General features: G+C 64.7%; 23 protein-coding genes. 2 read left to right on the top strand and 21 right to left on the bottom strand.

What is annotated here, in order from left to right:
• Positions 1-63: 63 nt before the first annotated feature.
• The 11 genes from OG874_RS43150 to OG874_RS43100 all read right to left on the bottom strand — a co-directional run bounded on the left by OG874_RS43150 (position 64) and on the right by OG874_RS43100 (position 10,046).
• Positions 64-393: a helix-turn-helix domain-containing protein gene (locus tag OG874_RS43150; protein WP_330252780.1), complete on the bottom strand. Its 330-nt coding sequence runs from the start codon at positions 391-393 to the stop codon at positions 64-66.
• Complete coding sequence (locus OG874_RS43145; protein WP_330252779.1) at positions 390-761, bottom strand: type II toxin-antitoxin system RelE/ParE family toxin; 372 nt, start codon at positions 759-761, stop codon at positions 390-392. The genes OG874_RS43150 and OG874_RS43145 overlap by 4 nt, the downstream gene beginning before the upstream one ends.
• 365 nt (positions 762-1,126) lie before the next feature.
• The gene (locus tag OG874_RS43140; protein WP_330252778.1) at positions 1,127-2,485 is read right to left on the bottom strand and encodes an MFS transporter; all 1,359 of its coding nucleotides are present in this window, start codon (positions 2,483-2,485) and stop codon (positions 1,127-1,129) included.
• Positions 2,486-2,492: 7 nt separating this feature from the next.
• Positions 2,493-3,410, bottom strand: coding sequence for an amidohydrolase family protein (locus tag OG874_RS43135; RefSeq protein ID WP_330252777.1), 918 nt, complete (start codon positions 3,408-3,410; stop codon positions 2,493-2,495).
• 40 nt (positions 3,411-3,450) lie between these two features.
• The gene (locus OG874_RS43130) at positions 3,451-4,785 is read right to left on the bottom strand and encodes an MFS transporter (RefSeq protein ID WP_330252776.1); all 1,335 of its coding nucleotides are present in this window, start codon (positions 4,783-4,785) and stop codon (positions 3,451-3,453) included.
• A gap of 139 nt (positions 4,786-4,924) precedes the next feature.
• Complete coding sequence (locus OG874_RS43125; protein WP_330252775.1) at positions 4,925-5,890, bottom strand: VOC family protein; 966 nt, start codon at positions 5,888-5,890, stop codon at positions 4,925-4,927.
• A 24-nt stretch (positions 5,891-5,914) separates the two neighbouring features.
• A complete protein-coding gene (locus OG874_RS43120) occupies positions 5,915-7,006 on the bottom strand; it encodes a 4-oxalomesaconate tautomerase (RefSeq protein ID WP_330252774.1) in 1,092 nt (363 codons plus the stop codon).
• The gene (locus OG874_RS43115) at positions 7,003-7,710 is read right to left on the bottom strand and encodes a 4-carboxy-4-hydroxy-2-oxoadipate aldolase/oxaloacetate decarboxylase (protein ID WP_330252773.1); all 708 of its coding nucleotides are present in this window, start codon (positions 7,708-7,710) and stop codon (positions 7,003-7,005) included. Before OG874_RS43115 ends, OG874_RS43120 begins: the two co-directional genes overlap by 4 nt.
• Positions 7,707-8,495, bottom strand: coding sequence for an NAD(P)-dependent oxidoreductase (locus OG874_RS43110; RefSeq protein WP_330252772.1), 789 nt, complete (start codon positions 8,493-8,495; stop codon positions 7,707-7,709). The genes OG874_RS43115 and OG874_RS43110 overlap by 4 nt, the downstream gene beginning before the upstream one ends.
• Positions 8,492-9,229, bottom strand: a complete 738-nt coding sequence (locus tag OG874_RS43105) for a PIG-L deacetylase family protein (protein WP_330252771.1) — start codon at positions 9,227-9,229, stop codon at positions 8,492-8,494. Before OG874_RS43105 ends, OG874_RS43110 begins: the two co-directional genes overlap by 4 nt.
• Positions 9,230-9,389: 160 nt before the next feature.
• Complete coding sequence (locus OG874_RS43100) at positions 9,390-10,046, bottom strand: GntR family transcriptional regulator (RefSeq protein ID WP_330252770.1); 657 nt, start codon at positions 10,044-10,046, stop codon at positions 9,390-9,392.
• A 237-nt stretch (positions 10,047-10,283) separates the two neighbouring features.
• On the opposite strand from OG874_RS43100, the gene OG874_RS43095 reads away from it, so the two are divergent.
• On the top strand, positions 10,284-10,553 hold the full coding sequence (locus tag OG874_RS43095) for a metal-sensitive transcriptional regulator (RefSeq protein WP_330252769.1): 270 nt from the start codon (positions 10,284-10,286) through the stop codon (positions 10,551-10,553).
• A gap of 14 nt (positions 10,554-10,567) precedes the next feature.
• On the top strand, positions 10,568-10,969 hold the full coding sequence (locus OG874_RS43090; RefSeq protein ID WP_330252768.1) for a DUF302 domain-containing protein: 402 nt from the start codon (positions 10,568-10,570) through the stop codon (positions 10,967-10,969).
• A gap of 33 nt (positions 10,970-11,002) precedes the next feature.
• Here the strand turns inward: OG874_RS43090 and OG874_RS43085 are convergent, their stop codons facing one another.
• The 10 genes from OG874_RS43085 to OG874_RS43040 all read right to left on the bottom strand — a co-directional run bounded on the left by OG874_RS43085 (position 11,003) and on the right by OG874_RS43040 (position 25,460).
• Positions 11,003-12,283, bottom strand: coding sequence for a diguanylate cyclase domain-containing protein (locus OG874_RS43085; protein ID WP_330252767.1), 1,281 nt, complete (start codon positions 12,281-12,283; stop codon positions 11,003-11,005).
• A 118-nt stretch (positions 12,284-12,401) separates the two neighbouring features.
• The gene (locus tag OG874_RS43080; RefSeq protein WP_330252766.1) at positions 12,402-13,508 is read right to left on the bottom strand and encodes a terpene synthase family protein; all 1,107 of its coding nucleotides are present in this window, start codon (positions 13,506-13,508) and stop codon (positions 12,402-12,404) included.
• Between the two features lie 236 nt (positions 13,509-13,744).
• Positions 13,745-15,418 (bottom strand): FAD-binding protein, encoded by a 1,674-nt coding sequence (locus OG874_RS43075; protein WP_330252765.1) that lies wholly within the window; start codon positions 15,416-15,418, stop codon positions 13,745-13,747.
• Between the two features lie 26 nt (positions 15,419-15,444).
• Positions 15,445-17,094, bottom strand: coding sequence for an MFS transporter (locus OG874_RS43070; RefSeq protein WP_330252764.1), 1,650 nt, complete (start codon positions 17,092-17,094; stop codon positions 15,445-15,447).
• Between the two features lie 143 nt (positions 17,095-17,237).
• The gene (locus OG874_RS43065) at positions 17,238-19,700 is read right to left on the bottom strand and encodes a CaiB/BaiF CoA transferase family protein (RefSeq protein WP_442943234.1); all 2,463 of its coding nucleotides are present in this window, start codon (positions 19,698-19,700) and stop codon (positions 17,238-17,240) included.
• The gene (locus OG874_RS43060; protein ID WP_330252762.1) at positions 19,661-20,617 is read right to left on the bottom strand and encodes an enoyl-CoA hydratase/isomerase family protein; all 957 of its coding nucleotides are present in this window, start codon (positions 20,615-20,617) and stop codon (positions 19,661-19,663) included. The genes OG874_RS43065 and OG874_RS43060 overlap by 40 nt, the downstream gene beginning before the upstream one ends.
• A complete protein-coding gene (locus tag OG874_RS43055) occupies positions 20,610-21,782 on the bottom strand; it encodes a M24 family metallopeptidase (RefSeq protein ID WP_330252761.1) in 1,173 nt (390 codons plus the stop codon). The genes OG874_RS43060 and OG874_RS43055 overlap by 8 nt, the downstream gene beginning before the upstream one ends.
• On the bottom strand, positions 21,772-23,007 hold the full coding sequence (locus OG874_RS43050) for a M24 family metallopeptidase (protein WP_330252760.1): 1,236 nt from the start codon (positions 23,005-23,007) through the stop codon (positions 21,772-21,774). Before OG874_RS43050 ends, OG874_RS43055 begins: the two co-directional genes overlap by 11 nt.
• Positions 23,004-24,176, bottom strand: coding sequence for an amidohydrolase family protein (locus OG874_RS43045; protein ID WP_330252759.1), 1,173 nt, complete (start codon positions 24,174-24,176; stop codon positions 23,004-23,006). Before OG874_RS43045 ends, OG874_RS43050 begins: the two co-directional genes overlap by 4 nt.
• A 39-nt stretch (positions 24,177-24,215) precedes the next feature.
• The gene (locus OG874_RS43040; protein ID WP_330252758.1) at positions 24,216-25,460 is read right to left on the bottom strand and encodes a cytochrome P450; all 1,245 of its coding nucleotides are present in this window, start codon (positions 25,458-25,460) and stop codon (positions 24,216-24,218) included.
• Positions 25,461-25,469: the final 9 nt, after the last annotated feature.

The raw sequence follows: 25,469 nt of genomic DNA, 5'->3' as shown, positions 1-25,469 counted from the left end.
GCACCCGCGCCAAACTACCCCAGAACCAACTCGCTTGCAGCACAACGAAATACAACTGTCGTGCTAGGCGACTTTGACGCTCCAATCACCAACGTGAGCAACAACATCCAGGGTTCCTCCGAGCGCGACGATGTAGTCACGAACCAGATCCATGGACGTGATCTTGCCGTGTTCGACCTGCGACACCCTGGCCTGAGAAACCCCCATCAGCTCAGCGACCTGGGCCTGCGTCGCCCCGCACTGCTTGCGCAGTTCGGCGAGCTGGTGCCCGCGCTGCTCCGCGCGCATCTGCTCACGGCTCTCATCTCGCGCTGCGACGCGCTCAGGGGAATCCCATGTCGGGTCGATTTCACGAGCTCGACGCTTGGTCTCTTCCCAAGACACACCCTTCATGACTCCTCCTCCTTCGTTGCTCGGTAGTCCTTATAGCGCTGTTCGGCGAGGGGGATCGCATCTCGGTACCAACGATTCCACTGGCCGGACTTGTCCCCGGCGACCAAGACGATCGCCTCCCGCGTTGGGTCGAAGACGAACAGCATCCTGATCTCGGAACCCGCCGGGGTTCGAGGGCGAAGCTCTTTGAGGTTGTGCATCGCCTTGCTGGACTGGATCCGGTCGACCAACGGTCTTCCCAGCTCCGGTCCACGCTCGGCCAGTTCGTCCAGCGCCTCCTCAATCTTGTCGGCGATCATCGGCTCGTTCTTCACCAGGTCGAGGAACCAGTCGTTGACTGGCTCAAGCAGCAGGATGCTCCATCGCACCGAACGATTATAACTAATCCTTATGCCGGTCGGGGGTTCGATGCAGCGTCATGGACATGCTGGGAATCGAACCGCCGTCTACAAATCCGCAGGTACAAGCACCATTCACCCTGCGACTCGATCCGGTCACCGGCAATAGAAAACCCGCAGGTCGTTGACCTGTGGGTTTCCGTGAAGTGGACATGGCGGGAACTTACTCGAACCGGACCGATCTGCTCCAAGACTTCTCCGAGCTGCGTGAACGGCTCGACCAAAGCGGACCGTGCTCACAGCCACCACGGCGGCGGGCGTCTGGTGGACCGAAGAAGCAGCTGACCCCCGAGGAGGCTGTCCTTCATGTGAAGGCAGCAGTGATCTTCTTTCGTTCAGACCGCTGCCGCGGGTTGCCCGATCTTTTGCCCGGCGTGCCGGGTCTGGCGGGTTTTCGGGCCGAAGACGGCCAGGACGATGGCGCCCAATAGCCAAGTGCCGGCGATGAAATAGAAGACGCTCTGGTAGCCGGTGTGGTTGTACAAGGCCGCGACGATCAGGGGGCCCGCGGCGTTCGACAGTCGGCCGAGGCCGTAGGAGATGCCGGTGCCGAGGGAGCGGCTGCGGGTGTCGAATAGTTCGGGTGAGTAGGCATAGCCCAGGGCCGTGTATCCGCGCTCGAACAGGTTGACGAGGAAGCCGAAGACGACGATCAGGATCGGGTTGAAGGTGAGTCCGTAGAACAGGCCACACAGCGCGATGACCGAGCCGAAGGCAACCAGGCACCATTTGCGCTCGAACCGGTCGGTGACCAGGGAGGCCAGGTAGGAGCCGAGCGGTGCGCCGACCGTCGTGAGGGCCACGTAGAAGACCGACTTCTCGACGCTGAAACCTTCCTTGGCCAGCAGGGTGGGCGCCCAGCTCGAGTAACCGAAGAAGCCGATGGTCTGCGTCACCCACAGCACCGTGAGTAGCAATGTCGGCAGCAGGTATTTCTTCTGAAGCAGCAGGCGCAGTGGCGCTTTGGTGGTTTCGACCGCTTCGACGGCGGGCGCGGGTTCGGGCAGCGGCCCCATCTCGGCGCTGACCCGGGCTTCGATATCGTCGAGCACCGCATTCGCCGCGCGGTAGTCGCCTCGGCTTTCGTACCAGCGCGGCGACTCGGCGAGGTGGCGCGCGAAGAATATGAAGACGATCCCGAGCGAACCCCAGAGGAAGACCAGCCGCCACGACCAGTCGGTGAGCGGAACGACCGCGCTGGCAATGAGATTGGTGGCCGGTGTGCCGCAGATGCCGATGACGATGGCGTAGGCCTGATATTTGCCGCGCACGGCGGCCGGATACATCTCGTTGACGTAGATGACCGCCACCACGGTCATCGCGGACAGTCCCGCCGAGGTGAGAATCCGAAATACGCCGAGCGAGACGATATCCCAGGAGAAGACCGCGGCGAAGGAGAAGACTCCGAAGAACGCCGTGGTCCAGGTCAGTGCCCGCTTACGTCCCCACCGGTCGGCGATGGCGCTGGCGATCACCGAACCGAAGAACATGCCGACGAACGACAGCGACGTGACATAGGCGACCTGGTTGATCGTGATGTCCCACAGGCGGATGAGCTTGGGCGCGGTGGTCGCGAAGCTGTTGATATCGGCGAACTCGAAGAAGTAGGCGAAGGAAACGGCCAGCAGGGTGAGCTTGTGGAACCGCGAGATCGGCAGCCGGTCCAGCCGGTTCACCGCATTGGGGTGGTGCATGCAACGCCTAATCTTCGCCGGGCCAGTAGAGCCGCATCGGGTTGTCGACGAGCAGCTTGTGCTGCTGTTCGGTGGTGAGCGCCAGGTGTGGCAGAAAGTCGACCAGCAGCCCGTCGTCGGGCATGTGGTCGGTGAGGTTGGGGTGGGGCCAGTCGGTGCCCCACAGCACCCGGTCCGGGAACTCTTCGACGACCCGGCGGGCAAAGGGCACGACATCGGTATAGGCGTGTTGTTCGCCGTCCAGCGCGGCGGGCCCGGTGACGCTGATGCGTTCGGGGCAGGTTACTTTCACCCATACGTCGTGGTGTTCGACGAATCGCAGGAACCGGCCGAACTGCGCGCCGTCCACCGGTTCGGTGACGTCCGGCCGTCCCATGTGGTCCACCACCAGCGGGGTGGGCAGGGCGCCGAAGAAGTCGGCCAGCTCCGGCAGATCGGCACTTTCGAAGTAGAGGACGATATGCCAGCCCATGGGCGCGATCCGCGCGGCGATGGCGGACAACTCATCCGCGGGCGAGGTATCGACCAGGCGTTTGAGGAAGTTGAAGCGCACGCCGCGCACACCTGCCGCGTCGAGCCTGCGCAATTCGGCGTCGCTGATGTCCGAACGAACCGTGGCGATCCCCCGGGCCCGGCCGCCCGCCGATGCGACGGCGTCGACCATCGCGCTGTTGTCCGCACCGTGGCAGGTGGCCTGGACGATCACGCTGCGACTGATCCCCAGGTGGTCGTGCAGCGCGAAGAGCTGGTCCTTGCTCGCGTCACATGGCGTGTACTTCCGTTCGGGGGCGAAGGGGAATTCAGCCTGGGGACCGAAGACGTGGCAATGGGTATCGACGGTCCTCGCCGGTAATTCGAAGGCGGGTACGGACGGGTTCGGATACCAGTCCAACCATCCGGGGGTCTTGGACGCGAGTGCGTTCATGAAACCTCCTGTGGGAGTTTCGATTCAAGAGCGCCGCGGTTCAAGAGAGCTGCGGTTCCGCGCTCGGCGAGAGCGACGGTGCCGCGGCGACCGGTCGGCGTGGGATGAAACCGATCATCGTGGCTGCGATGACGCTCGCCACGGCGAAGACGGCAAAGCCCCAGGTGGACAATTGGTGGGCTACCAGCACGCCGCCGAACCACGGCCCGAAGACCGCGCCGAAGCGCCCCATGCCCGAGACCCAGCCGAGTGCGGTGGCCCGGTCGCCGATCGGGTAGTAGGTGCCGACCGAGGCATAGATCAGCGTCTGCGCACTGAACAGGAAGCCACCGGTGAGGAAGACATCGACATAGGTGATCGCCAGCGGCATGTGGATCGAGAGCAGGCCGATACCCACCGTGGTGATGGCGAACCACGTGATCGTGACCGGCCGCGGACCGAATCGGTCGGCGAGGCGTCCGGCGACCAGCATCCCGACGATGCCGCCGAGGTTGATGACCAGCAGGAAGCTGATGGCGGAGCCGAGGTGGTAGCCGTGACCGCGCATCATCGTCGGCAGCCAGGTGTTCACCCCGTACACCAGCAGCAGGCCGAAGAAGGAGGCAATCCAGAACAGCAGGGTGGTGCGCCACAGCGATGGCGTGTACAGGGCCGCGACATTGCCCCAGCGCCGCCGGGTCACCGGCCCCGGCGCGAACGTCGCGAGCGGAACGCCGAACTTGTCCGCGATCGCCTTGGCCTTGTCGGTGCGGCCCGCACCCAGCAGATAGGTAATCGATTCGGGCAGTAGCAAGAACGCGGCGGGCAGGGCCACCAGGACCGGCAGCGCGCCGAGCCAGTACACCGCGCGCCAGCCGAGCGACTCCACGATGGACATGGCGAGGGCGCCCGCGAGCGCTCCACCGGCTTGATGTGCCGTCATCAGCACGGTCACGCTGAGGTTCTTCCGGTGTGCCGGCGCGTATTCCATGACCATCGAGATGGCGGTGGGCAGCAGTCCGCCGAGACCGACACCGGCGACGAAACGGGCCGCGCCGAATACGACGACCGTGGGTGCCATACCGCAGACGGCCGCGGCGGCACTGAAAATCAGCACGCTCGTGATGATGATCCGGCGGCGGCCGACACGGTCGGTGATCAAGCCGGAGGTCAGCGCGCCGAGCAGCATGCCGAAGGTATTGAGGCTGCCGATATCGCCTGCGATAGCCGGGGTCAGGCCGAAGCCCTTATCGGCCAGTACTCCGGGCAGGCTCGCGCCGTACACGAACAGGTCCAACCCGTCGAGCAGGACCAGGAACCAGCAGAGTGCGGTTACGCGTATCGACAGTCGGCCGGCGGCGGCAGTCGCGCCGCCGCTCACGTCAAGGGAGGACAACCTTGTCCCTTTCGTCCGGAGGTGTACGTCACAGTGGATACGACGCTACATTGACCGAGATATCGCCCACAATAGTTCCAGCATAATTGTTAACAATTTAGCAAGGCGTGCTGCCCACGAGGCGGCACAGCGCCCGTTGTCAGTCTTCGAGCGCCAGTTCATCCACGGTGGGAGTGCCGTGGGTGTGGAACGATTCGATAGTTTTCATGCCCCAGGCTTGGCCCTTCGCGCGCTCCGCGGCGGTCCAGTCGACACGCTGCCAATCAGGGGCAAGGATCAGCCGAGCACCCGCGTTGCACAGCTCGATCCGATTGCCGCCAGGTTCGTAGACATAGAGGAAGAACGTCTGCTGGATGGCGTGCTTATGCGGGCCGGTCTCGATGAACACCCCCTGTTCGAGGGCGATATCGCAGGCACGCAGGATATCCGCGCGGGTATCGGTGGCGAAGGCGATGTGGTGCAGGCGACCCGACAGCCCCAGCGCGTCGCGGGTGTAGACGACGTCATAGCTCTTGTTGGTGAAGGTGGTCCAACTGCCGGGGACGGTGCCATCGTCGAGCACGATCTGCTCGGTCACCTGCCCGCCGAGCATGTCGACGAGGAAGTCGCGGTTCTCCTCGACCGAGCGCCCGAGGAAATTCACGTGATCCAGCCGCCGGACCCCCACCCCGACGCCCGGGTAGGCCTCGGCCTGGTTCTTGAGCGCCGGACGGGTGTCGTCGCCGGCCGTGAACCAGTCCGATTCGTAGTAGATGCCGAACTCGTGACCGTCCGGATCGGTGCACACATAGGTCGGCCCGTATCCCGGTTCACCGTCGACCCAGCCGACACCACACCCGGCTGCCTCCAGCGCCGCCACCCTGCGCCGCAACGCTTCCGGGCTCGCGGCCCGCAGGTGGGTGCGGCCGATGCCGGCGCGTTTGCGTGCGCTGAGCGTGATCGTATGATGCTCATAGTCGTCCCAGGTGCGCAGGTATACGTCGGGTCCGTCGGAGTCGACGACCCGCAGGCCGAGGAAATCGGTGAAGAACTCGACGCTCTCGTCGAGCTTCGGAGTGAACAGCTGTAGATGCGCCAGATGCGCGATCTCGTGACCGGGTGCCATGGACATCCTCCTAGAGCGGTCGGATCAGAATTTGGGAAAAGCCTTGCCCGCGAATAGTTTTCGAGCGGTTCGCACGACACCCGCGGTCCGCACCAGCGGCGGGACGACGGTGTCGTCGATAGCTATGTCGACCAGCAGATGCCCGGACGGATGCTCGACATCCACCCGGGACAGGCCGGTCGGCCAGTCCGCGGTGAGGTAGTGACCGACCGCGCCCGGCCGCATGATGGCGGTCACCGCGCTGATCGCGCCGAACACGCCGACCGAGGTGTGCGGCTGAATCGGAATGAAGGAGCGGGTACAGACCTGGCCGCCGTCGCGGCCGGGCGCGACCAGCACCGTCTTCGGCACCGAGGATTCCGATACCTCACCCATGCCCATCAGCCGTCCCGCCTTGCGGCGCAGCTGATCGATACGATCCAGCAGCGCGGCATCGGCGGCCAGCTCGGCCTGCGTTTCATAGCCGGTCAGCCCGAAGCCGCTCGCCTCGGCCACCACGACCGGCATGCCGTTGTCCACGCAAGTGACCTCGACACCGTCGATGGTGTCGGAAACCGCGCCGGTCGGAAACAGCCCGGACGTGGCCGATCCAGCGGTGTCCCTGAAGGCCAGTAGCACCGGTGCGGCGGTCCCGGGCACGCCGTCGATGCGAGTGTCACCGTCGTACACCGGGCGACCGTGGCGGACGGGGAAGGTCGCGGTGGCGACACTGCCGGAGTTGACCAGGTGGACGCGCACTCGGCAGCTGTCGCCGGTGGCGTCGACCAGTCCGGCCTCGAGCGCGAACTGTCCCACTGCGGCAAGGATATTGCCGCAGTTCTGCTTGTCCGACACGGTCGGTTCGGCAACACCCAGCTGCAGGAAGAGGTAGTCGACGTCGATCCCGGGCCGGTCCGACGGCGACACCACGGCCACCTTGCTGGTCAGTGAGGTGGCACCGCCGAGTCCATCGATCTGGCGCGGATCCGGTGTGCCCATGATCCGCAGCAGCAGATCGTCGCGGGCCGCGGGGTCGGTGGGCAGATCGTCGGCGAGAAAGAATGCGCCCTTGGATGTTCCGCCCCGCATCCACGTACACGGAATGCCCGCCGCGGCAGTCGCTTCGGTCGTGCTCACGGCTGCTCCTGTTCGACGTAGTCCTCGTAGGAGACGTAGCCGATACCGAACTCATCGAGCCGCTCGCGCAGTCCGTAACGGTCCAGACCCAGCTCGCCGTCACCGAACGCCTGCCTGGTCGCTTCTTCCTTGGCGCTGCGCGCCGCCGAAAGTTCCAGCACCGCAGGCACATCCGCACGCGGTACGCAGGCGACACCGTCATCGTCGGCGACGATCACATCCCCGGGCCGGATCAGTTGGCCCTCGATCACCACCGGCACGTTGATCGCCCCGGCCGTCGCCTTCACCGAGCCCTGGGCACTGACTGCCGTCGACCAGGCGGGGAATCCCATCTCCCGCAGTTCCGCGATATCCCTTACCCCGCACGCCAACACCACGCCGCGCACGCCGCGACGGTGCAATGCGGTGGCGAACAGCTCGCCGAACAGCCCGTCGGTGGACGGCGAATTCGTCGCCACCACCAGCACATCGCCGGGGCGGCACTGTTCGACCGCGACGTGGATCATCAGGTTGTCACCCGGCCAGCACAGCGCGGTGACCGCGGTGCCGCCGATGCGCGCGCCCGGCCAGGCCGGACGCAGGCGCGGGCCGAGATATCCGACCCGCCCGGCCGCCTCGTGCACCGTGGCGACACCGTATTCGCCGAGCCGCGCGGCATCCTCGATCGAGGCGCGCGGCGGATCGGTTACGACAACGGATTTCATCTGCCTTCTCCTGATTCTGCGATGGCGCGCAGGGCATCCCGGGTGGCGCCCGCGATCCGCGGGGTGACGCCGAGATCGGCCAGTTGCCGTGCCGCGGCCTCCATCTCCTCGGTGCGCCGCGCCGCGTGTGCATACGTGCCGGTGATCAACCGCTCCATCGTGTGCGCGTCGAAATTCGGAAATTCCGTGGTCATATGCTCGCGGAACCAGTCGGCACACCCAGCCGCCTCCGCACCGGCCAGCGCCTCGACCACGGCCGCGGCCAACCCTTTGTAGACCACACTGCGCAGCAGCTTGCGCGCACTCGCCGCCCCGACCGGACCCGGCACTTCCTCGACCGAAACACCGATCTCGGCCAGCAACTCGACGAAATGCGGTGCAGCCGAGCCGGATACGTACATGGGCGTGCGCAAACCCAGGCCGGGCACGGGTGCCATGATCGCGACGTCGACCAGATCCGCACCCACCTCCGCGGCCAGTTCGGCCAGTCGCACCTTCAGTGCGGGCGCGGCCGTATTCGCCTCCGCCCACACCACTGCGGGCCGCAACCCGGGCAGACTCGCGCGCAACGCAGCTTCCGCCTCGGCGGTGGTGGTGAGACTGAAGACCAACTCGGCGTCGCGGACCGCGTCGATCTCTCCGTTGCGCTGCTGAACACCAGGTGGGGCAGCGACTTTCGGATCGAAACCGCGCACGTCGGCACCCGCCGCGACGAGATCGCGGGCGAATGCGCCACCGGCTTCGCCGAATCCGAGCACTGCGACCCGCAGCGGGGTAGCGGTCACGACAACCGGTCGGTCACGTGCGGGTAGTGCCGCACGAATGCCTCGGCCTTGGTGTCGTGCTGCACACCGAGATTCGGCCCGGCGTTGCGCTTCAACTGCACGCCGCGACGCGTGGCGAGGTCCTCGTAATACGCCCACATATGCGGTTGTGCACCGAGGCAGCGCATTGCCTTTTGCTTGGACTCGAACACTTCGGTGATGTCCAGCAACACATCCGGGCGGAATTCCGACATCTCCGACTGATGCGGTTCGAAGCTGAAGACCGGCGGCGCGCCCAGCGGGTCGCCCGGCGCGTCGTAGCCGACCGCCTGGGCGAGGATTCGTGCCTGTATCGCCATCCGGGCGGCGGCCGGATGGTCGCCGTTGTAGGGATCGACCAGGGTGTGGGTGAGCACCACCGTCGGCATGGTCTCGCGGTAGACGTGCACCAATTGGTCGACCAGTTCCGGCGATTCGAGCAGTGGATAGTCGCCGGCGTCCAGGAAGCGGATCTGCGCGCCGAGCACCGTCGCGGCCTGTTCGGCCTCGTCCCGGCGCAACGCCTTGATCTCGTCGAGCCGCTTGCCCTCGCGCCAAGCCTTCGCCGACTCACCACGCTCACCGAAGCTCACGCACACCACCGTGGCCCGCTCCCCCCGTGCCGTGGCCAGCGCGATGGCACCACCCGCACGCCAGACGAAGTCACCCGCATGGGCGCTCACGACCAATAGCGATTCGGACGTGTACTCAGGCATCGCCTCACCTCACCTACTCACGGTCGACCGCGCGTCGTCGCGGTTCGAGGACGTATCGCACGTCCGTTATCGACCGTAAGTTGTTGTCGGCATAAATGTCAACAATTTCGTCAACACATGGACGGTGCAGGTGGCGGCGTTCGCACGCAGTCGGATTCGCTCAGTCGGATTCGCTCAGCGCAGCGATCACACTGTCGAGGTGCGCGCGCATGGCCCGTTCGGCCTCGACCGGATCACCCGCGATCACCGCCTCCGCCACCGCGAGATGTTCGCCGAGGGAGACCTGCGGACGGCCCGCCCGCAACGACAGCTGGAACTGATGCCGCACGATCTGGGCGTTGAGCTTGCCGATCAGATCCGCCGCGGTCAGCTGTCCGGCGATATCGGCGAGTGCCGCGTGCAGCTCATGGTTCAGGCTCGAGTACTTCAACGGCTCACCGTCCCGTACGGCCGCCGTGAGCTGGTCGGCATAGCCGCGCAGCCGCACGATATCGGCCGGCTGCACGCGCTCGGCCGCCTTGGCCGCGATCAGCCCCTCGAGCGCCTTGCGGCATTCCAGGATCTCGATCGCCTGCTGCCGCGAGACCATCCGCACCCGGGCGCCCCGATTGTGGATCCGCTCGATCAGCCCCTCGGCGACCAGTTCATCGATCGCGGCCCGCACGCTCCCGCGCGTCACCCCGAACTGCTCGACCAGTTCCGACTCGACCAGCCGCTGCCCCGGCGCCACATCACCCTGCCGAACCGCCCGGCGAAGTTGTTCCACCGCAACGGCTTTACCCTGCGTTCCGCGTTCGAGCTCCTGATTCTCCGACACTGACCACCGTCCTGGCGTTAGACTTGGCAACCGTATTATGCGCAATTATGCCAAAACTATTGGCAACAATTTCTGCGCGGCCGGCCTGCCCGCATCGACCTCGACATCCGGCAACCACAGCGCGCTCACCCATCCCCGGCTCACGACACCACACTGCCCTGAGACCGGCTGGAATCGGTCCCAGAGATACCCCCAGGGGTATAATCGAATGAGGTATTCGATGAAGGGACACAGACCGTGGTCGGTAACGAGGAGACTATTACCCAGGTGCTCAACCGGCTGCGCCGCGCGCACGGCCAACTTGCCGGGGTGATCTCCATGATCGAGCAGGGGCGCGATTGCAAAGATGTCGTCACCCAGCTCGCGGCCGTGTCCCGCGCACTGGATCGGGCCGGATTCAAGATCGTGGCCACCGGACTGCGCGAATGCCTCACCGGCGATACCGCCGACGGATCCGAGCCCATGACCGAAGCCGAACTCGAGAAACTCTTCCTCGCCCTCGCCTGAAAGCAGGCCACGCTATGAACCTTGCCCTATCCACGACACTCCACACGAGCTTCGACGAGGCCGTCGAGCTGACCCGAAAGGCCCTGTCCGAACAGGGATTCGGCATACTCACCGAAATCGACATGCAATCGACGCTGCGGGCGAAACTCGGCGTGGACATGGAGGACTACTTAATTCTGGGCGCCTGCAATCCGGCACTGGCCCACCGTGCCGTCGATGTGCACCGCCAGATCGGACTGTTGTTGCCCTGCAACGTGATCGTCCGCCGCGATACCGCGGCCGAGGACGCCATCATGGTCGAAGCCATGAACCCGGAACTGATGGTCCAGGTCACCGGCGAGCAGGCACTCGAACCCATTGCCGCGGAGGCCACCGTCAGGTTGCACGCGGCCCTGGAATCGCTGCGAAACCTCTGATCTCGCAGTCGGATTCGGCCGCGTGCGATCAGCTCAGGTCAATGCCTGGAGGGTGTGCAGGACCCAGTGACCTTTCCCGTTGGTTTTGGCGTAGTACAGGCTGGCGTCGGCGGCATCGAGGAGGGCTTCGGCATTGGCACCGGCGACCGGTGTGACCACCGCCCCGATGCTGACCGCTACTTGCAACTGATGGCCGCCGATGTTGATCGGTTCGGGAAACACCGATAGTAGTTGGTCGGCGATCTGTGTTATCTGCTCAGCGGTCGCCGGTGGCGGGATCAGGACGACGAACTCATCGCCACCTAGTCGGGAGATGAGGCAGTTGTGCTCCTGCAGTTTGTCCTGCAGGCGGGTCGCTATCGCGCAGAGGACCTTGTCACCCGTGCCGTGACCGAAGCGGTCGTTGATGTGTTTGAAGTGGTCGACATCGGCGAAGCACAATCCGGCTCGGTCACCTACGTCGGCGGTCGCGATGAGTTCTTCGATCCGCTCGAGCAGGTAACGCCGGTTCGGGAGACCGGTGAGGGGATCGTGTCGGGCCTGGCGGCGAAGTTCCTGCTGGAGCCGGTGTTGCTCGGTCATATCGCCACCGATGGCGAGTAGGTAATCCGGTTGTCCGTCGATTCCTTTGACAAAAGAGATAGCGAACGACATCCACCCCACGCTGCCGTCGGCACGCACCAGTCGACGATCGAGCGTGACCGTTCCTTCCCCGGCCGGAACCAGTTTGTCGTAGAGCAGGGCTCGAATATCTTCTCGATCGTCGGGATGGGCGAAGTCGTAGACCGATATCCCACGCAATGCCTCGACAGGCACGCCGATCATGTCGGCCAGACCCCGATTCGCTTCCAGTAAGATGCCGTCGGTGTCGCCGATGGCGATCGCGACGTTCGTACTGTCGAACAGAACCCGAAACCTGGCATCCCGTTCGCTCTGCTCGGTTCGCAACTCCCCTGGACGGTACGGCGCATAGCGGGACCGGTCCAACTCTTCCTGGTGGCCTTGTCCGAGGGCGGTCAGCAGGCCGGTGAGCCGCTGTCCGGCGTCTGGTCGACTATTGTCACCGACCAACCCGTACAACACCTGCGCCGATACCACCGGCACCAGCGGATCGGCCAGGTGCACAGCCAGCACCGCACCGACCCGTCCTCCCACGGTGACATCGAAGGGATCGGCCTCGAGGGCTGATGCGAGATCAGCGATCAGACCGGCCAACTGTTGATGTCCTAGCTCATCGGGTAGGGACATGTGGCCGGTGGCGGCAAGCGTGTGCCACCAAGTTCGAGCCAGTGCCGCATACTGGGTGTCGTCCACCACAACCCTTCGATACCTCGCGCCGCTCGACAACCCCATGCCGAGGACGGTGATGTGTTCATCCGACGATAGACCGTTCAGCAAACTATGGTGTGGAAGTTTCCGAGTAAAAGTGCAATCACGCGAGACGGTTTTCGTCGAAGATCGACGTCCCTTTATATCTGAGGGTCGTGTTCTGCCATACCCAGGTGGCTTGCACGCAAGCGAGCAGATCCTCGACATGGTCCGAAACCGCTTCAGCGACAGACCTATCGGTGATCTCGCCGCAGATCCCGCCGATCCTGGCTCGGACCCGGCGGAATTCGGTCAGCCGGTCGCGGACGATCCGCGCGGCGTCGCGCACCGCGTCGGACAGGGTGGCACCAGGGGTGTTCAGCAAGCAGACCGGGATCAAGTTGAAATCGGCACGGTCGTGGACCCATTCCTTCTCGAAGGAGAACACATCGTTCATCAGCGCCCCGATTTCCACCGTCAACCGCCGCAAACCCAGCAGATCGACATCGAGTCCGGCGGCACGAATCCGCTCCCACGGTAGGTACACGTCGCGGCCGAACTCGCACAACGCGATCGCGGGGTACATCCCCGAAACGTGCGACCGCAGGTCTATGTACTCCGCGACGGTCAACAGTTCACCGCGAGCCCGTGCGTTCTGATCCCGGATCGCCGGGATCAGATGCGCGATGGTCGAATGCAGGAACAGAGCCAGCCATTCCGGGTCCCCGTGCCTACCCACGAGCTCCAGAAAATCGGCGGTAGCGGCCTCGACCGGGGTCGGATCCGTTACGGCACTCCGCGTTTCGAGCAATGTGGCGAGACTTTCGACCGTCACGCCGGCCTGTCGCCGTTCGGCATCGGTCAAGTGGGCGAACTTCTCCCGACCGACAGTATCGTTGAGCCAGAACAGGATTGCGTTGTAGATCCCGATAATCGTCATCCGCTCGGCGGTGGCGGCGTGTGGATGCAGATACGGAGTCATGCTGTTGTAGTGCGCGCCGCCGGTCTCCAGCCAGATCCCGTACCCGCGACAGAACTGCTCCACCTCCGCACACGCCTGCGCCCCGAACCTGTTCGGCGCGAAACCCGTACAGAAATCGACGATGTCGCAGTCGTCGGTACTGAACAGCGCCCGCAACGACCACCCCCGCCCGTCCCGGACCAACGCTTCATATTCCGCCCGCATCGTGGCGAGCTTCGCCTCGACCACCGACGTGTACTCGCCAACCACAACACTCCCTCCCCCAACACGCTCCACCGAACCAACAGCGTGCCGGACCGATTCGGGCCGCTGGCCGTCACTCGGTCATTTAATGATAAATGACCACAAGCCAGATCGGCCACTAGATCGGTAGAACAGGTTCGACAGTCCTGTTCGAAGGGAATGTCGCCGACCTCGTCGACGATCAGCAGCCGCCAGCGGCGCAGCGGGCCCCGTCCGGCCCCGCTGCGCCGCGACCATCCCGGCTAGGGTGCTCCGGGCCCCAGGGATGCGTGATTCGCCGCCACAAATCCGAACACGGCCGAGGCGGCGATACTTGCGCCCGCACCAAGGTACTTGCGGCCCATCACCGACGCGGTGCAGTTGCCGGTGGCGTAGAGGCCGTCGATCGGCTGCCCTTCGGCGTTCAGCACCCGTGCGAACTCGTCACAGAGCAGTCCTCCGCTCGTACCGATGTCTCCGGGGTACAGGGCGATCGCGTAGAACGGCGCCTTCGAGATCGGCCCCAGGCAGGCGTTCGGTTGGTGGGTGCGGTCGCCGTAGAACCTCTCGTGGTCCCCCTCGCCTCGATGGAAATCCTCATCGACACCCGTCTCGGCGAACCGGTTGAAGCGACCGACCGTCTCGAGTAGTCCGTCCGCGTCGATACCGCACTGACGCGCGAGATCCTCCAGGGTGTCACTGCGCTTCAGTACGCCGCTGGTGATCATCTGCTTCGGTGTCCAGCCCGCGGGGGCCATCCCGAACGGGTAGTGCCCGCGGTGGCGGGCGTCGATGATGAGCCATGAGGGGATCGCACCGCCGCACTCCTGGTGGCGGGCGTAGATCTGCTGACCGGCCTCCTGATAGGAACACGCCTCGTTGAAATACCGTCGGCCCTGTGCGTCGACGATGAGCGATCCCGGCTTGCAGCGCTCGGAAAGACACATTCCTGGGGTTCCGTCGGGCATGATCCACGAGGGCATCCACCAGGCTTCGTCCAGCATGTCGGTCGCGGCGCCGAGCGCCATCGCGATCTGTATGGCATCCCCAGTGTCCCCCGGGTTGGCCGAGGTCCATTCGGTGCCGGTGGGCCGCCCGCCCGAATACTCCTTGCGCATCGTCTCGTTGCGGGCGAAGCCACCCGCGGCGAGCAGGATGCCCGCACGCGCACGCACGCGCACAGCCACACCATCCCGGTGGATGACGGCACCGACGACCCGGTCGCCCTCGACGACCAGATCCGCGAGCGCGGACTCACGCCAGACCGGGACCTGTCGCCGCAGCAGCGCGTCGAGCAGCCGAGCGATCAGTGCCGCACCATTGGCCACCAACTGTTGCCGTCGGATGCGCCCGAGCACCGTGCGCCACCCGACCCTGGTGAGCACGGCCAGTCCGATTCGCGTCCGCATGAGCGACATCGGTGCCGCCTCGGCGGTGTAGACAACCATGTCGACCGCGAAACCGGGGCGGATCTTGTCCCGCCAGGTGCCGAGTTTCCTCTTGTCGAAAACCTTCGGCTCGATCGATCTGCCCCGGGCCGATCCGCCTTCGCAGCCTCGCACGCCGGAGTAGTAGTCGCTGTAGCCATCGCAACGCTGGAATTGCAGACCTTCGGATTCGAGGAATTCGACCATCTCGGAACCGGCTTCGATATAGGCCAGCCTGCGGGCATCCGACGATGCCGGCCCCGCGTCACCGACGACGGTGTCGAAATACCTGAGTGCGGCGTCGATCGAGTCGGAGATTCCGGCACGCCGCATGAGTGGGTTGTCGGGGAGCCACATCACGCCACCCGACATGCAGGTCGACCCGCCGACTTGGTCGGTCTTCTCGACGACGAGAACCTCTCGGCCCAATGCGCGCGCACGTAACGCCCCGACCACACCGGCGCCACTCCCGACGACCAAGAAATCAGTCGTGTAGTCCCAATCGGTCATCTACCTACACCTATCCCTCGCCCGGCTCAGAATGCCGTGCCGCCGGTGGACGGCCGATTGAAGTGCCGCAGGCACAGCGCCACGATGAACGCGACGACCGAGGTGCCCGCGAACATGTAGAACGAGTTCGTATACGCGGCCTCGTCCGGCAACTGCGCCATCGGCCCGACATTGAGCGGCCGGTCCTCGATGTGCCCGGGTGCGTTGATGTGCAGGATCAGCGGATTCGCGGCCATGATGGCGCCGGTGGCCGCGGTCGCCGCAGCTGTACCGAAGCTGTTGAAAGCCCCGAACATGCCGGCGCTGATGCCTTGCTGTTTCTCGGGCACCGCTTCGACCACCATATTCGGCAGCGTGCCGAGGTAGGCGCCTGCGCCGAGGCCGACTATCAAGATGATCAAAGCCACCTGCCACACACTGTTATGGAAATTGGCGTAGAGCAGAGCGGCCACGATGAAGGCGATCGTCGAGACGATATACGGCTTCTGCAGCCCGATTCGGGTGGACAACCAGCCGCACAGCGGTGCCACGACCACGTACACCACCGACATTGCCAGCAGCGTCTGAACGGTGAACTGCAGCAGCGTCAGGTTCAGTCCCGGCAGGTGGCCGTTGACCGAAAAGTACGGCGTGACCATCTGCGCAGTGATCGGCATATGCATTTGCTCGGACGCCTGTGCGGCGGCCTGGGTGGCGGCGCCTGCGACGACCTGCTGTTTGATCGCGTCGCCGGCGGCGCCGCCCGGGCTCTCGGACAGGTAGCCGAGCACGTACGACAGACCTTGCAGGGTGCCGACGGACAGGAAGGCCGCCGACAGGATGCCGAGGAAGCGAGGGGCGCGCAGCAGCTTCGGGTCCATGATCGGCTCAGGGATGAACGACTCCCAGATATAGAACAGTACGAGCAGCACCACGCCGCCGATCAGCCACAGCAGTGTCGTGGTGCGACCCCAGCCCCAGTTGCCACCTTCGCTGAGGTAGATCAGCACGCCGCCGATACCTGCCCCCAGCAGAGCAGCGCCTACCAGGTCGATCTTGGCCTGCACCCGCAGCTTCGTCTCCGGCACGAAGAACACCAGGGGCGCGACGGTGACCGCGGTCCAGACCACGCAGAACCAGAACAGCGATCGCCAGCTGTAGTGGTCGGTGAGGAAGCCGCCGGCCAGCGGGCCGAGCACGGCGCCGATACCGGTGCCGCCACCGGCAAGCGCGATGGCCATATTCAGATGACGGCGCGGCATCAGGTCGCGAATCAGACCATAGGAGACGAAGAGCGCCGGAAAGGCCAGCCCCTGGAGTCCGCGGCCGACGAGCATGACCGGCCAAGACGACGTGACCGCGCAGATCACGCACCCGATCATGGACGTGACGAGGCACGCCAGGATCACCTTCTTCTTGCCGATCACGTCGGACAGCTTGCCGAGAACCGGCATCGCCACGCCTCCGACGATCGCGTACACCGTGGTCATCCAGGTCAGATCGCCCGCGGTCTGCTCCGGAAAGGAAGCCCCGATAAGGCGGGCGGCCAATCCGATGAACGCGAAATGGAATGGGACGATCTCGGTGCTCGCGACAATCGCGATGACAATCCAGATGACGCGCCGCCGTGAGATGTTTTCCAGGCGACCTGTATCGATTTCACCGGGATCTTCGACACCGACCGGTGTTGTTGTCATGGGGGCACTTCTCCTTTATTCACGCTGCGCGAAATCCACCATGACACAAAGCGCGCTGGAGAACTAATGGTAGGCAGCTGAGAAAAATCACTATGAAACTGAAAACATATGACGAAGTGGGGTTACGAAATTCCGAATGGAATTCATCCCGACTTCGACGCGAAAGCGGGCGCGCGGCCGATGATGCCATCGGTTTCCAGGGCGGCGATTTCGGGCTCGGTCAGCCCGAGCTGTGCCAACACTTCATGATTGTGTTCACCTAATAGGGGCGCGTGGCGCACGTGGAACTGGTTGGGGCCGTGGGAAAGCTTGAATGGCACGGTGCTGTGCCTGGCCGACGGGTTGACCGGATGATCGACGTATTCGTAGAAGCCGCGCGCTACCAGCTGCGGCAGATCGGCGACGCGATGGGGCTGCATCACTTTGCCCACCGGAACTCCGGCGTCCCACAGGAGTCGGACGATCTCGTCCCCACCCCGCTGCGCACACCACGCGGCGAGGTGCTCGTCGACGACGTCGTGCTGTCGACGACGTCCGTCGGCGGTGGACAATTCCGGGTCCATCGCCCAATCGGGCCGGTCGATCGCTTCGCGCAGTCCTACCCATTGCGCATCGGTGGCGACGGCCACCGCGACCCAGCAGTCCTTACGGCCGAACTCGTCGATATCGGCGGTCCGGTAGAGGTTCTGGGGAGCCGCGGCAGGTCCCCGGTTGCCATCGCGCATAAGGAGCGACCCGTATGCGGAATACTCGACCACTTGCTCGGCGGCGATATTGACCGCGGCATCCACCATGGCGGCTTCGACCAATGTTCCCGCACCGGTGCGACGCCGGTTCTCCAGCGCCAACAGCAATGCGTTGAGGCCGTGCAGGCCGGCATTGGGGTCACCGATCGAATAGGGCTCGACCGGGTTCTGGTCGGGATGGCCGGTCAACCAGGTGAGCCCGGACGCATCCTCGATGATGTAGGCGAAGGCAGGATTGTCGCGCCACGGACCGTCGAGCCCGAAGCCCGGCATTCGGACCATGATCACGTCGGGGCGCAGGGCCCGCACATTCGCGTAGTCCAGTCCGATCTGTTCGAGCACCCGCGGCGTGTAGTTCTCGACGACCACATCGCAGGTCTTGATCAGCCGGCGCAATACATCGCGTCCGCGCTCGCTGCGGAAGTCCAGCGCCACGCTCTTCTTATTGGTATTGAGCCCCGAGAAAATCGGCGACTTCTCCCACCACTGTTCTTCGGTCATCGGCACACCGGCGATCAGTCGGGTGCCATCCGGCCGGGAGGCGGATTCGACGTGGATTACTTCGGCACCCAGCATGGCAAGGAAATGCGTGCAGGACGGTCCGGCCCAGTAGCTGGTCATATCCAGCACCCGAAGACCGCTGAAAGGCAGCCGAGCCTCGGCAGTGTTGGCGGTGCTCGCTCGGCTGGGGGCCGGGGGTGCGGTGCGATATTCGTCCGCGTGCTCACCCAATCGCGGTGCGGGCTGCGGGGCCCGAAGCAGCCCGGGCTCGAAGCGGTAGGGCGGACCGGGCTGGATGTATCCGTCACGGGGGTTTGCGACGAATGACTCGCGCGCCTCGTAGTGGTCCATCGCGGCGGCGTTCGCGCCGTTGGCCACCAGGGCGTTGGGGATCCGGAATGCCGACGCCAGTTCCCGGATTTCATCGACGGTACGTTCCTTGAACCACGCGCGGATATCGCCCACCAGGTCATTGGCTCGCCCCGTGATCGAAAACGGCGCACTCTCATCAATCCACTCGGGGTGGCCGACCATCGCGCACAGGTCGAACCACTGCTGCGCGGTGCCGCACCCGACAGCCACCAAGCCATCCTTGGCGGCGGACACTCCGGGCACCATCAGCGCACGTTCCGCCCGGAACGGTCGACCGAGCGCCTCGAAGAAAGTGACCGAATAGTAAGTGAGACAGAGGATTTGCGTCTCGAGCATGGAAAGGTCGACCAACTCGCCCACCCCGGTGTCGAGGGTCCGCATCCGCGAGGTCATGGTCCCGGCAGCCGCGTAGGCGCCGGCCAGCCATTCGCCGACCTGCCCGCCGACGAAGACCGGCGCACGATCCGGCGCGCCGCGCCCCAGCCCGACTACCCCGCCCGACCACGCCTGCAGGGTGAACTCGGTCGCCGGACAGTCCCGCCACGGCCCATCCAGACCGAATGGCGTGATCGAGGTGACGGTGAGGTGTGGATGGGAGCGATGGATGGCCTCCGGGGTGAAGGACGGATGCTCCGCGACCCGCGAACCACGGCTCCACACCACCGCGTCCGCCGATGCCAATAAGCCGTTCAGGAAGTCGATTTCACTGGCATCGTCGAGATCGGTAACGACGCTGCGCTTGGAGCACGACAAGAAGCTGAACAATGCACCGTCGGCGCCTGGGGGGATGTCGGCGTTCGAGGCAGACCACGCGCGCAGCCGATCCCCCTCGGGCGGTTCGACTTTGACGACTTCCGCACCGGCGTCGGCCAGCAGTTTGGTGCAGTAGGCACCCGCGATGCCCGTGGACAGGTCCACCACCAGGTAATCATGGAGCGGTTCCACGGCTAGTCCTTCCGATTTCGAGCTTTTTTGCTCAAGCGCCATTCCGGCGGGAATTTGCTGTCGTTGTCCTTGACCGTATTGCTGAGACCGCGTCCCATGACCTCGTCGAACATCAGGTCATCGGTATCGGGCCGGGCGGTGCCGCCGATGGACTCGAAAAGGCCGCTGATCATGCTGCCCAGGTACTCGCCCTGGTACTGCTTCATGAATTCGAAGAAGGTCTTCTGCATGAAGACGGTATCCGTCGGACGGTTGCGGGCGCAGGCCTGTGCGTACTTGTCGACTTCCGCCTCGAGTTCTCCCCTCGGGACGACGCTGTTGAGGAAGTTGCACTCGTACATTTCGTCGGCAGTGAAGGGCCTGCCGGTGAAGACCATCTCTTGGAATTTGCGAATTCCCATTGTCTGGGCCCACCACCACATGCGCGGTGCCCACCCGATGTAGCGGAATGCCGGATGGCCGAACAGTGCGTCATCGGAGGAGATCACCAGGTCGGCGTCGGCCGCCTGGTAGAAATGCCAGCCGTAGCAGTAGCCCTTCACCTCGAGGATGCTGATCTTCTTGAAATCCTGCAGACCACGAATACCGGAGTGCGGGGCGGCATACCACTGGCCGAGCGTCGCGCCGTGCCGGAACGACCCTTCGGGGGGATAGGTGACTTCGTCAGCACCGATCCGGTATTCCGCCAGCCGCGGCCCCGGATCCTCGGAATTCTGCGCTGCCATGAATTCCGGCAGGTCGGCGCCGGTGCCGAGATCGTCGCCCACGCCGCGAATCACCAGCACCTTGACCTCGTCGTCGACGTTCGCGCGGTGCAACAGATCGGCGTAGCGCACCCGCGCCGCGATCGTCGGCGCATTGAGGTGGTCGGGCCGGTTGAGGGTGATCGTCGCGATCCTGGTCTTGGGATCCTTCTCGTAAAGGATGATCTCCTCTGCGGAGGGCACAGAGTCAGCCATTCGATGCGCCGATCACTGTGTCCGAGTTGCTGCTCCACGCCGGGGCGGAGGTCAGCACCTCGGGTCCGTCGGCGGTGATCAACACCATTTCTCGCCCGAAGACGGCGCCGATGCCCTGCTCCCAGACGTAGCCGGTGACGGCGAGCACCATCCCGGGTTCCAGTTGCTCCTCGGCGGCTGTGGCGGGGAGCTGCGACGACACCACTGGCGCGTCGAACCCCAGACCCAGCGCATGGACCACAGGCATCGGCGGCAGCGATTCGCCCGCGTCCTCGTAGGCAGTGAGGAACCCAGCGGCGGATTGACCGGGCCTACAGGCGGTCAGCAGGTGTGACCACAGCCGGTCCCATCGCTGGTAGAGGGCATCGGTGCCGTTACTCGGCGCGCCGACCGGCCAGGTCCGGCCGACCTCGGCGATATAGCCATTGGCGATGACCCCTGAAGAGAAGGCCACCAGATCACCGGCCTGTATCCGATCACCGGGCTGTGCGCGTCCCGCATCGCCCACCCGCCGCCACGGGTGCTCAGGCGAGGTCACCCACGCGGCATCCTGGGTGGCTGGTGTGCTGACACCACCGGCTGCCATGGCTTGCAACATGACTCCGGTGAGGTTCTTCTCCGAGATCCCGGGCCGCAACTCGGCGACGGCCGCCGCCAGGCCGGCCTCCGCGATGCGGATCGAATCCCGAAGCACCACGATCTCGTCGGGTGTCTTGATACGACGGGCAGCGCGTATGGCCGGTTCCCCGTCGACCACTTCCGCCTGGGGAAACGCCATCGGAAGGAATTGGCCGAACAGCGGGGACAGCGCGTCGGTGCCCACCCTGCGGGCGGTTGCCGCGCCGTCGATCTTCTGCAGCACCGCGATGATATTGAGCGGGTTCCACATGATGCCGTACAGGTGATCGTGCGGAATGTCGTCGGGGACGCCTTCGTCCCAAACGCTCAGCAGGTGGATGTCACCGGATTCGCGGACCACCACGCACCCCGGACCGAACGGCCTGGTACCCGCCGTCCACAGTTGCGGCGCACCGCTGACATAGCGGATATTGGCCTGTCGTCCGAGTACGAGGATGTCGAGGTCGTGGGCTTGCATCTGGGCCAGCACCCGCTCCCGCCGCCCTGAGCGGAGAGCGCGTTCATCGGCCAGGATCTCAGTTGCCATAGGGAGCGTAGGGGTAGTCGGTCAACGGAATGAAGCCTTCCTCGGTGATCACGATGATCTCTTCGGCCCGGTAGCCGCCGGTGCCGTCTTCCCACACCACCGGCTCCAGTACGAGCACCGTGCCGGGGGCGAGGACGAGATTCTTGTCGAAGTCCTCCCCCAGGTCGGTGCCGATCATGGGCATCTCGGCGGGACCCACGCCGATGCCGTGGCCCAGGTAGAAGTGGGGCAGCCAGGGCTTCTTGCCATCGTTGGCGACGGTGGCCGCCGCGCCCAGCTCGGCCGCCGTGGCGCCGGCGCGGGTCACCGCGAGAACGGCGTCCATGATCTCGCGCCACTTGGCGAATTGCGCCTGCTGTCGAGGGGACGGGTCCTGGCCCACCACCCACGTGCGGCCGAAATCGGAGCAGTAGCCGCCGTAGGTGATACTGACATCGGTCCACAGCACGTCACCCGCCGTCAGCTCGCGCTCGGTCGTCAACAGCGGCAGCGCCAGATCATTGTGCGTAGTCCAGACGCCCTCGGCTTTGCTGTTCGGCATGACCTGCCAGATCGGGTCGAGGATATTGGCGGTGGCGCCCAACTCGAACGCGCGGCGCACAAAGGCCGCCGACAGGTCGATCTGGCGGATCCCGGGCGCCAGCGCCGCCTGGACATCGACCATCGCGGTGTCGGTGATCCGGACCGCCGTGCGAATGCACGCGAGCTCGTCCTGTGTCTTGACGATCTTGGCCGCGCTCAGGACCAACGCGGCGTCGCTGGGTGGCCCGGACGGGAACAACTTCGGGTGCGCCCGGCGCATCGCTCCGGTCAGCTGGTCGACCGCCACGGTGGCGCCGCTGGGGATCAGATCGGCCAGGATTTTCGCGAAAATCTCGACGCCCTCGTCGAATTCGAGATAGACCGGCCCATGGACATGGTCGGCGGGCAGCTCGGAATCAGTGGCCGCGCCCGCGCGGAAGGGCAGGAACAGGTGCGGCCATTCATCGTCGGGCACAACGACCGCGACCGGAGACTCCACATGCGTCAAACCGGCGTCGGGGAGCGGCCAGCTCGCCCCGGTCGCATACATCACTGACTGATCCTCGAGCAGCACCAGCGCACCGACGCCTTGTTCGGCCATCGCCGCCCGCAACCGTGCCCCGGTTTCACGCCGCATCCGGGCACGGTCCGGCCGCTCCGGAATGTGGATCGAAGTCTTTTCCGGTGTCAGAGAATTCGTCATTCGATGCCCAGGAATTTCTTGATATTGCCGCTGACGATCTTGACTGCATCCTCCGGACCCACCGCGTCGACGACCGCCGCCAGTGACTTCTCCGAATAGCCGAATGTGCTTTCGTTGTGCGGGTAGTCCGAGGACCACATCACCTTGTCCACACCGATCTGATCGATCAGCCGCAAGCCGAGCGGATCGACCATGAACGACGCGCTCATGTGGGTGTCCCAGTAGTACCGAATGTCATGCTGCAATTCGTGATTGAACATGTGCCGATACGACGCGTGCAGATGCTCGGCGTCCTGCAGTGCCGACGGAACCCAGGCAATCCCGCCCTCGAACCAGCCGATACGCAGTTTCGGGTGCCGGTCGAGAATTCCGGCGAAGATGTACTTACCGAACACTTCCCGGAACGAGTCGACATTGACCATCATGCCGACCACGATGCCGTTGAATTCGCACGGGCTCTTCAGCGGAGTTTCCCCGATGTGGTGGGTCAGCGGCACGCCCGCCGCCTCGATCTCGTCCCACACCGGATCCATCGCCTTGCTCGCGTAGTCGATCGGCTGGCCCTCGAGATCCGTGCCCGGGTTCAGCGGCATCAGAAATGTCTTGAGCCCCAGCGACTTCAGCTCCGCCAACGTCCGCCGAGCACCGGCCGGATCCCACCAATTGATCAGGCCCACACCGTAGAAGCGTCCCTTGGAACGCTCCTGCAAGCCCGCGATGTACTGGTTGTAGATCCGGAACAAGCGCTCACGCATCTCCTTGTCGGGATGATGGAACAGCGCCAGGACGGCGTTCGGGAACGCCAGCTCCTGCCGGACGCCGTCGCCGGCCAACTCTTCGATCCGGGCTTCGAGGTTTCCGCTGCCCGCGCCGACCAAGTCGTCGTACTGCATCAATACGGCACTGAACTCCGGGGGCAAGAACGACTGTCCGCTGTGCCCGACTTGATAGGCGCCGTCTTCGTACCAGATACGCGGCGCCTGCTCCTTCAAATCATCGGGCAGCTGCTGATAAAAGATATCGTCCGCGAGAGAGATGTGATTGTCGGCCGAGAACACCACTGTCCCCGGCGGAAGACCGACGTCCTCTGTGGCATGACCCTGCCGGTCTTTGGGCGCACCGAACCCCTCAGGCGGATAAAGCGAGATACTGCTCATCGGGCTGGACATCATTGGCCTCTTTACTTCCTTATATCTTCTCGGAATGGATCACCATGCGACCGGCAGTGCATAGACGCCATAGGCCAGTCGGTCATGTTTGAATTCGATCTGATCGATCGGGGTTGCCAGGCGCAGCGTGGGGATGCGACGGAACAGCGTGCGGAAGACGATCTGCAGTTCCGCGCGGCCGAGTTGCTGGCCGACGCATTGATGCCGGCCGTAGCCGAATGCCACGTGCTGGTTGGCATTCGCGCGGTCGATGTCGAGCCGCTCCGGTTCCGGAAAGGTGTTCGGATCCCAGTTCGCCGGGGCCAGATCGATGATGATGCCCTCGCCTGCGCGGATCACCTGGTCACCGACCTCGATGTCCTCGATGGCGACGCGCCGCTGTCCGTTCTGGATGATGCTGAGGTACCTCAGCAACTCCTCGATCGCGTTGGCGAGGACCTTCGGGTCCTCGGTGTCACGGATCACCGCCAGCTGTTCGGGGTTCTCCAAAAGAACGAGGGTGCCGAGACCGATCATGTTGGCGGTGGTCTCGTGTCCCGCGAACAGGAGGCCGATACCCATCATCGCGGCCTCGGCCCGATCAAGCTCCCCGGCCTTGACCCGTTCCGCCAGATCGGACACCGCGTCCTCGGCGGGGTACTCGATTTTGGCGTCGACCAGCCCGCCCAAGTACTGCAGCAGGCTGAGGATGCCCTTTCCGGATTCCTCGGCGGTCGCGTTCTTGGCGAGTCCGATGGTCGTCTGCTGCTGAAAGAATTCGTGATCGTCATAGGGCACGCCGAGTAGCTCGCTGATGACCAGCGACGGTACGGGCAGCGCCAGTGCCGTGACGATATCGGCAGGCTGGGGTCCGGCGAGCATAGCGTCGATATGCTCGTCGGTGAGCTGCTGAATCGCGGGCCGCAGCGCTTCCATCCGCTTGAAGGTGAACGGCTTGGTCAACATCCGCCGGTATCGGGCGTGTTCCTCGGCATCCCTGGTGAAGACCGACGGTGGACGCGTGTGCACCATTGCCTTCATGCCGGCGTTCCAGTGCGGAAATCCGTCGCGCCGGTCATCGACACTGACTCGGGAATCGTAGAAAAGTGCCCGCGCCGCGGCGTACCCGGTGATCAACCACGGTGTACTGCCATCCCAAATACGCACTCTGGTAAGCGGTTTCGCCGCGGCGAGGTCGAGAACGCGCGGCGGCGGCGCGAACGGGCAGCTCGCCGACCTGGTCATCGGGTACTCGGGTACGTCGGCAGCCGTGTCGGCAACGGTATCGCTCAGCGTTTCAGACATTGGTCTCCG

The sequence above is a fragment of the Nocardia sp. NBC_00565 genome (assembly GCF_036345915.1).
Classification (GTDB): domain Bacteria; phylum Actinomycetota; class Actinomycetes; order Mycobacteriales; family Mycobacteriaceae; genus Nocardia.
This window is presented reverse-complemented; position numbering and strand designations above follow the sequence as displayed.

Coding starts and splice junctions, on each gene's coding strand:
- OG874_RS43075 (WP_330252765.1), bottom strand. CDS start 15,418: ATGACCGATTGGGACTACACGACTGATTTCTTGGTCGTCGGGAGTGGC.
- OG874_RS43055 (WP_330252761.1), bottom strand. CDS start 21,782: ATGGCAACTGAGATCCTGGCCGATGAACGCGCTCTCCGCTCAGGGCGG.
- OG874_RS43060 (WP_330252762.1), bottom strand. CDS start 20,617: ATGGCTGACTCTGTGCCCTCCGCAGAGGAGATCATCCTTTACGAGAAG.
- OG874_RS43150 (WP_330252780.1), bottom strand. CDS start 393: ATGAAGGGTGTGTCTTGGGAAGAGACCAAGCGTCGAGCTCGTGAAATC.
- OG874_RS43125 (WP_330252775.1), bottom strand. CDS start 5,890: ATGGCACCCGGTCACGAGATCGCGCATCTGGCGCATCTACAGCTGTTC.
- OG874_RS43045 (WP_330252759.1), bottom strand. CDS start 24,176: ATGTCCAGCCCGATGAGCAGTATCTCGCTTTATCCGCCTGAGGGGTTC.
- OG874_RS43090 (WP_330252768.1), top strand. CDS start 10,568: ATGAACCTTGCCCTATCCACGACACTCCACACGAGCTTCGACGAGGCC.
- OG874_RS43140 (WP_330252778.1), bottom strand. CDS start 2,485: ATGCACCACCCCAATGCGGTGAACCGGCTGGACCGGCTGCCGATCTCG.
- OG874_RS43070 (WP_330252764.1), bottom strand. CDS start 17,094: ATGACAACAACACCGGTCGGTGTCGAAGATCCCGGTGAAATCGATACA.
- OG874_RS43105 (WP_330252771.1), bottom strand. CDS start 9,229: ATGCCTGAGTACACGTCCGAATCGCTATTGGTCGTGAGCGCCCATGCG.
- OG874_RS43135 (WP_330252777.1), bottom strand. CDS start 3,410: ATGAACGCACTCGCGTCCAAGACCCCCGGATGGTTGGACTGGTATCCG.
- OG874_RS43065 (WP_442943234.1), bottom strand. CDS start 19,700: ATGGCGCTTGAGCAAAAAAGCTCGAAATCGGAAGGACTAGCCGTGGAA.
- OG874_RS43115 (WP_330252773.1), bottom strand. CDS start 7,710: ATGAAATCCGTTGTCGTAACCGATCCGCCGCGCGCCTCGATCGAGGAT.
- OG874_RS43040 (WP_330252758.1), bottom strand. CDS start 25,460: ATGTCTGAAACGCTGAGCGATACCGTTGCCGACACGGCTGCCGACGTA.
- OG874_RS43050 (WP_330252760.1), bottom strand. CDS start 23,007: ATGACGAATTCTCTGACACCGGAAAAGACTTCGATCCACATTCCGGAG.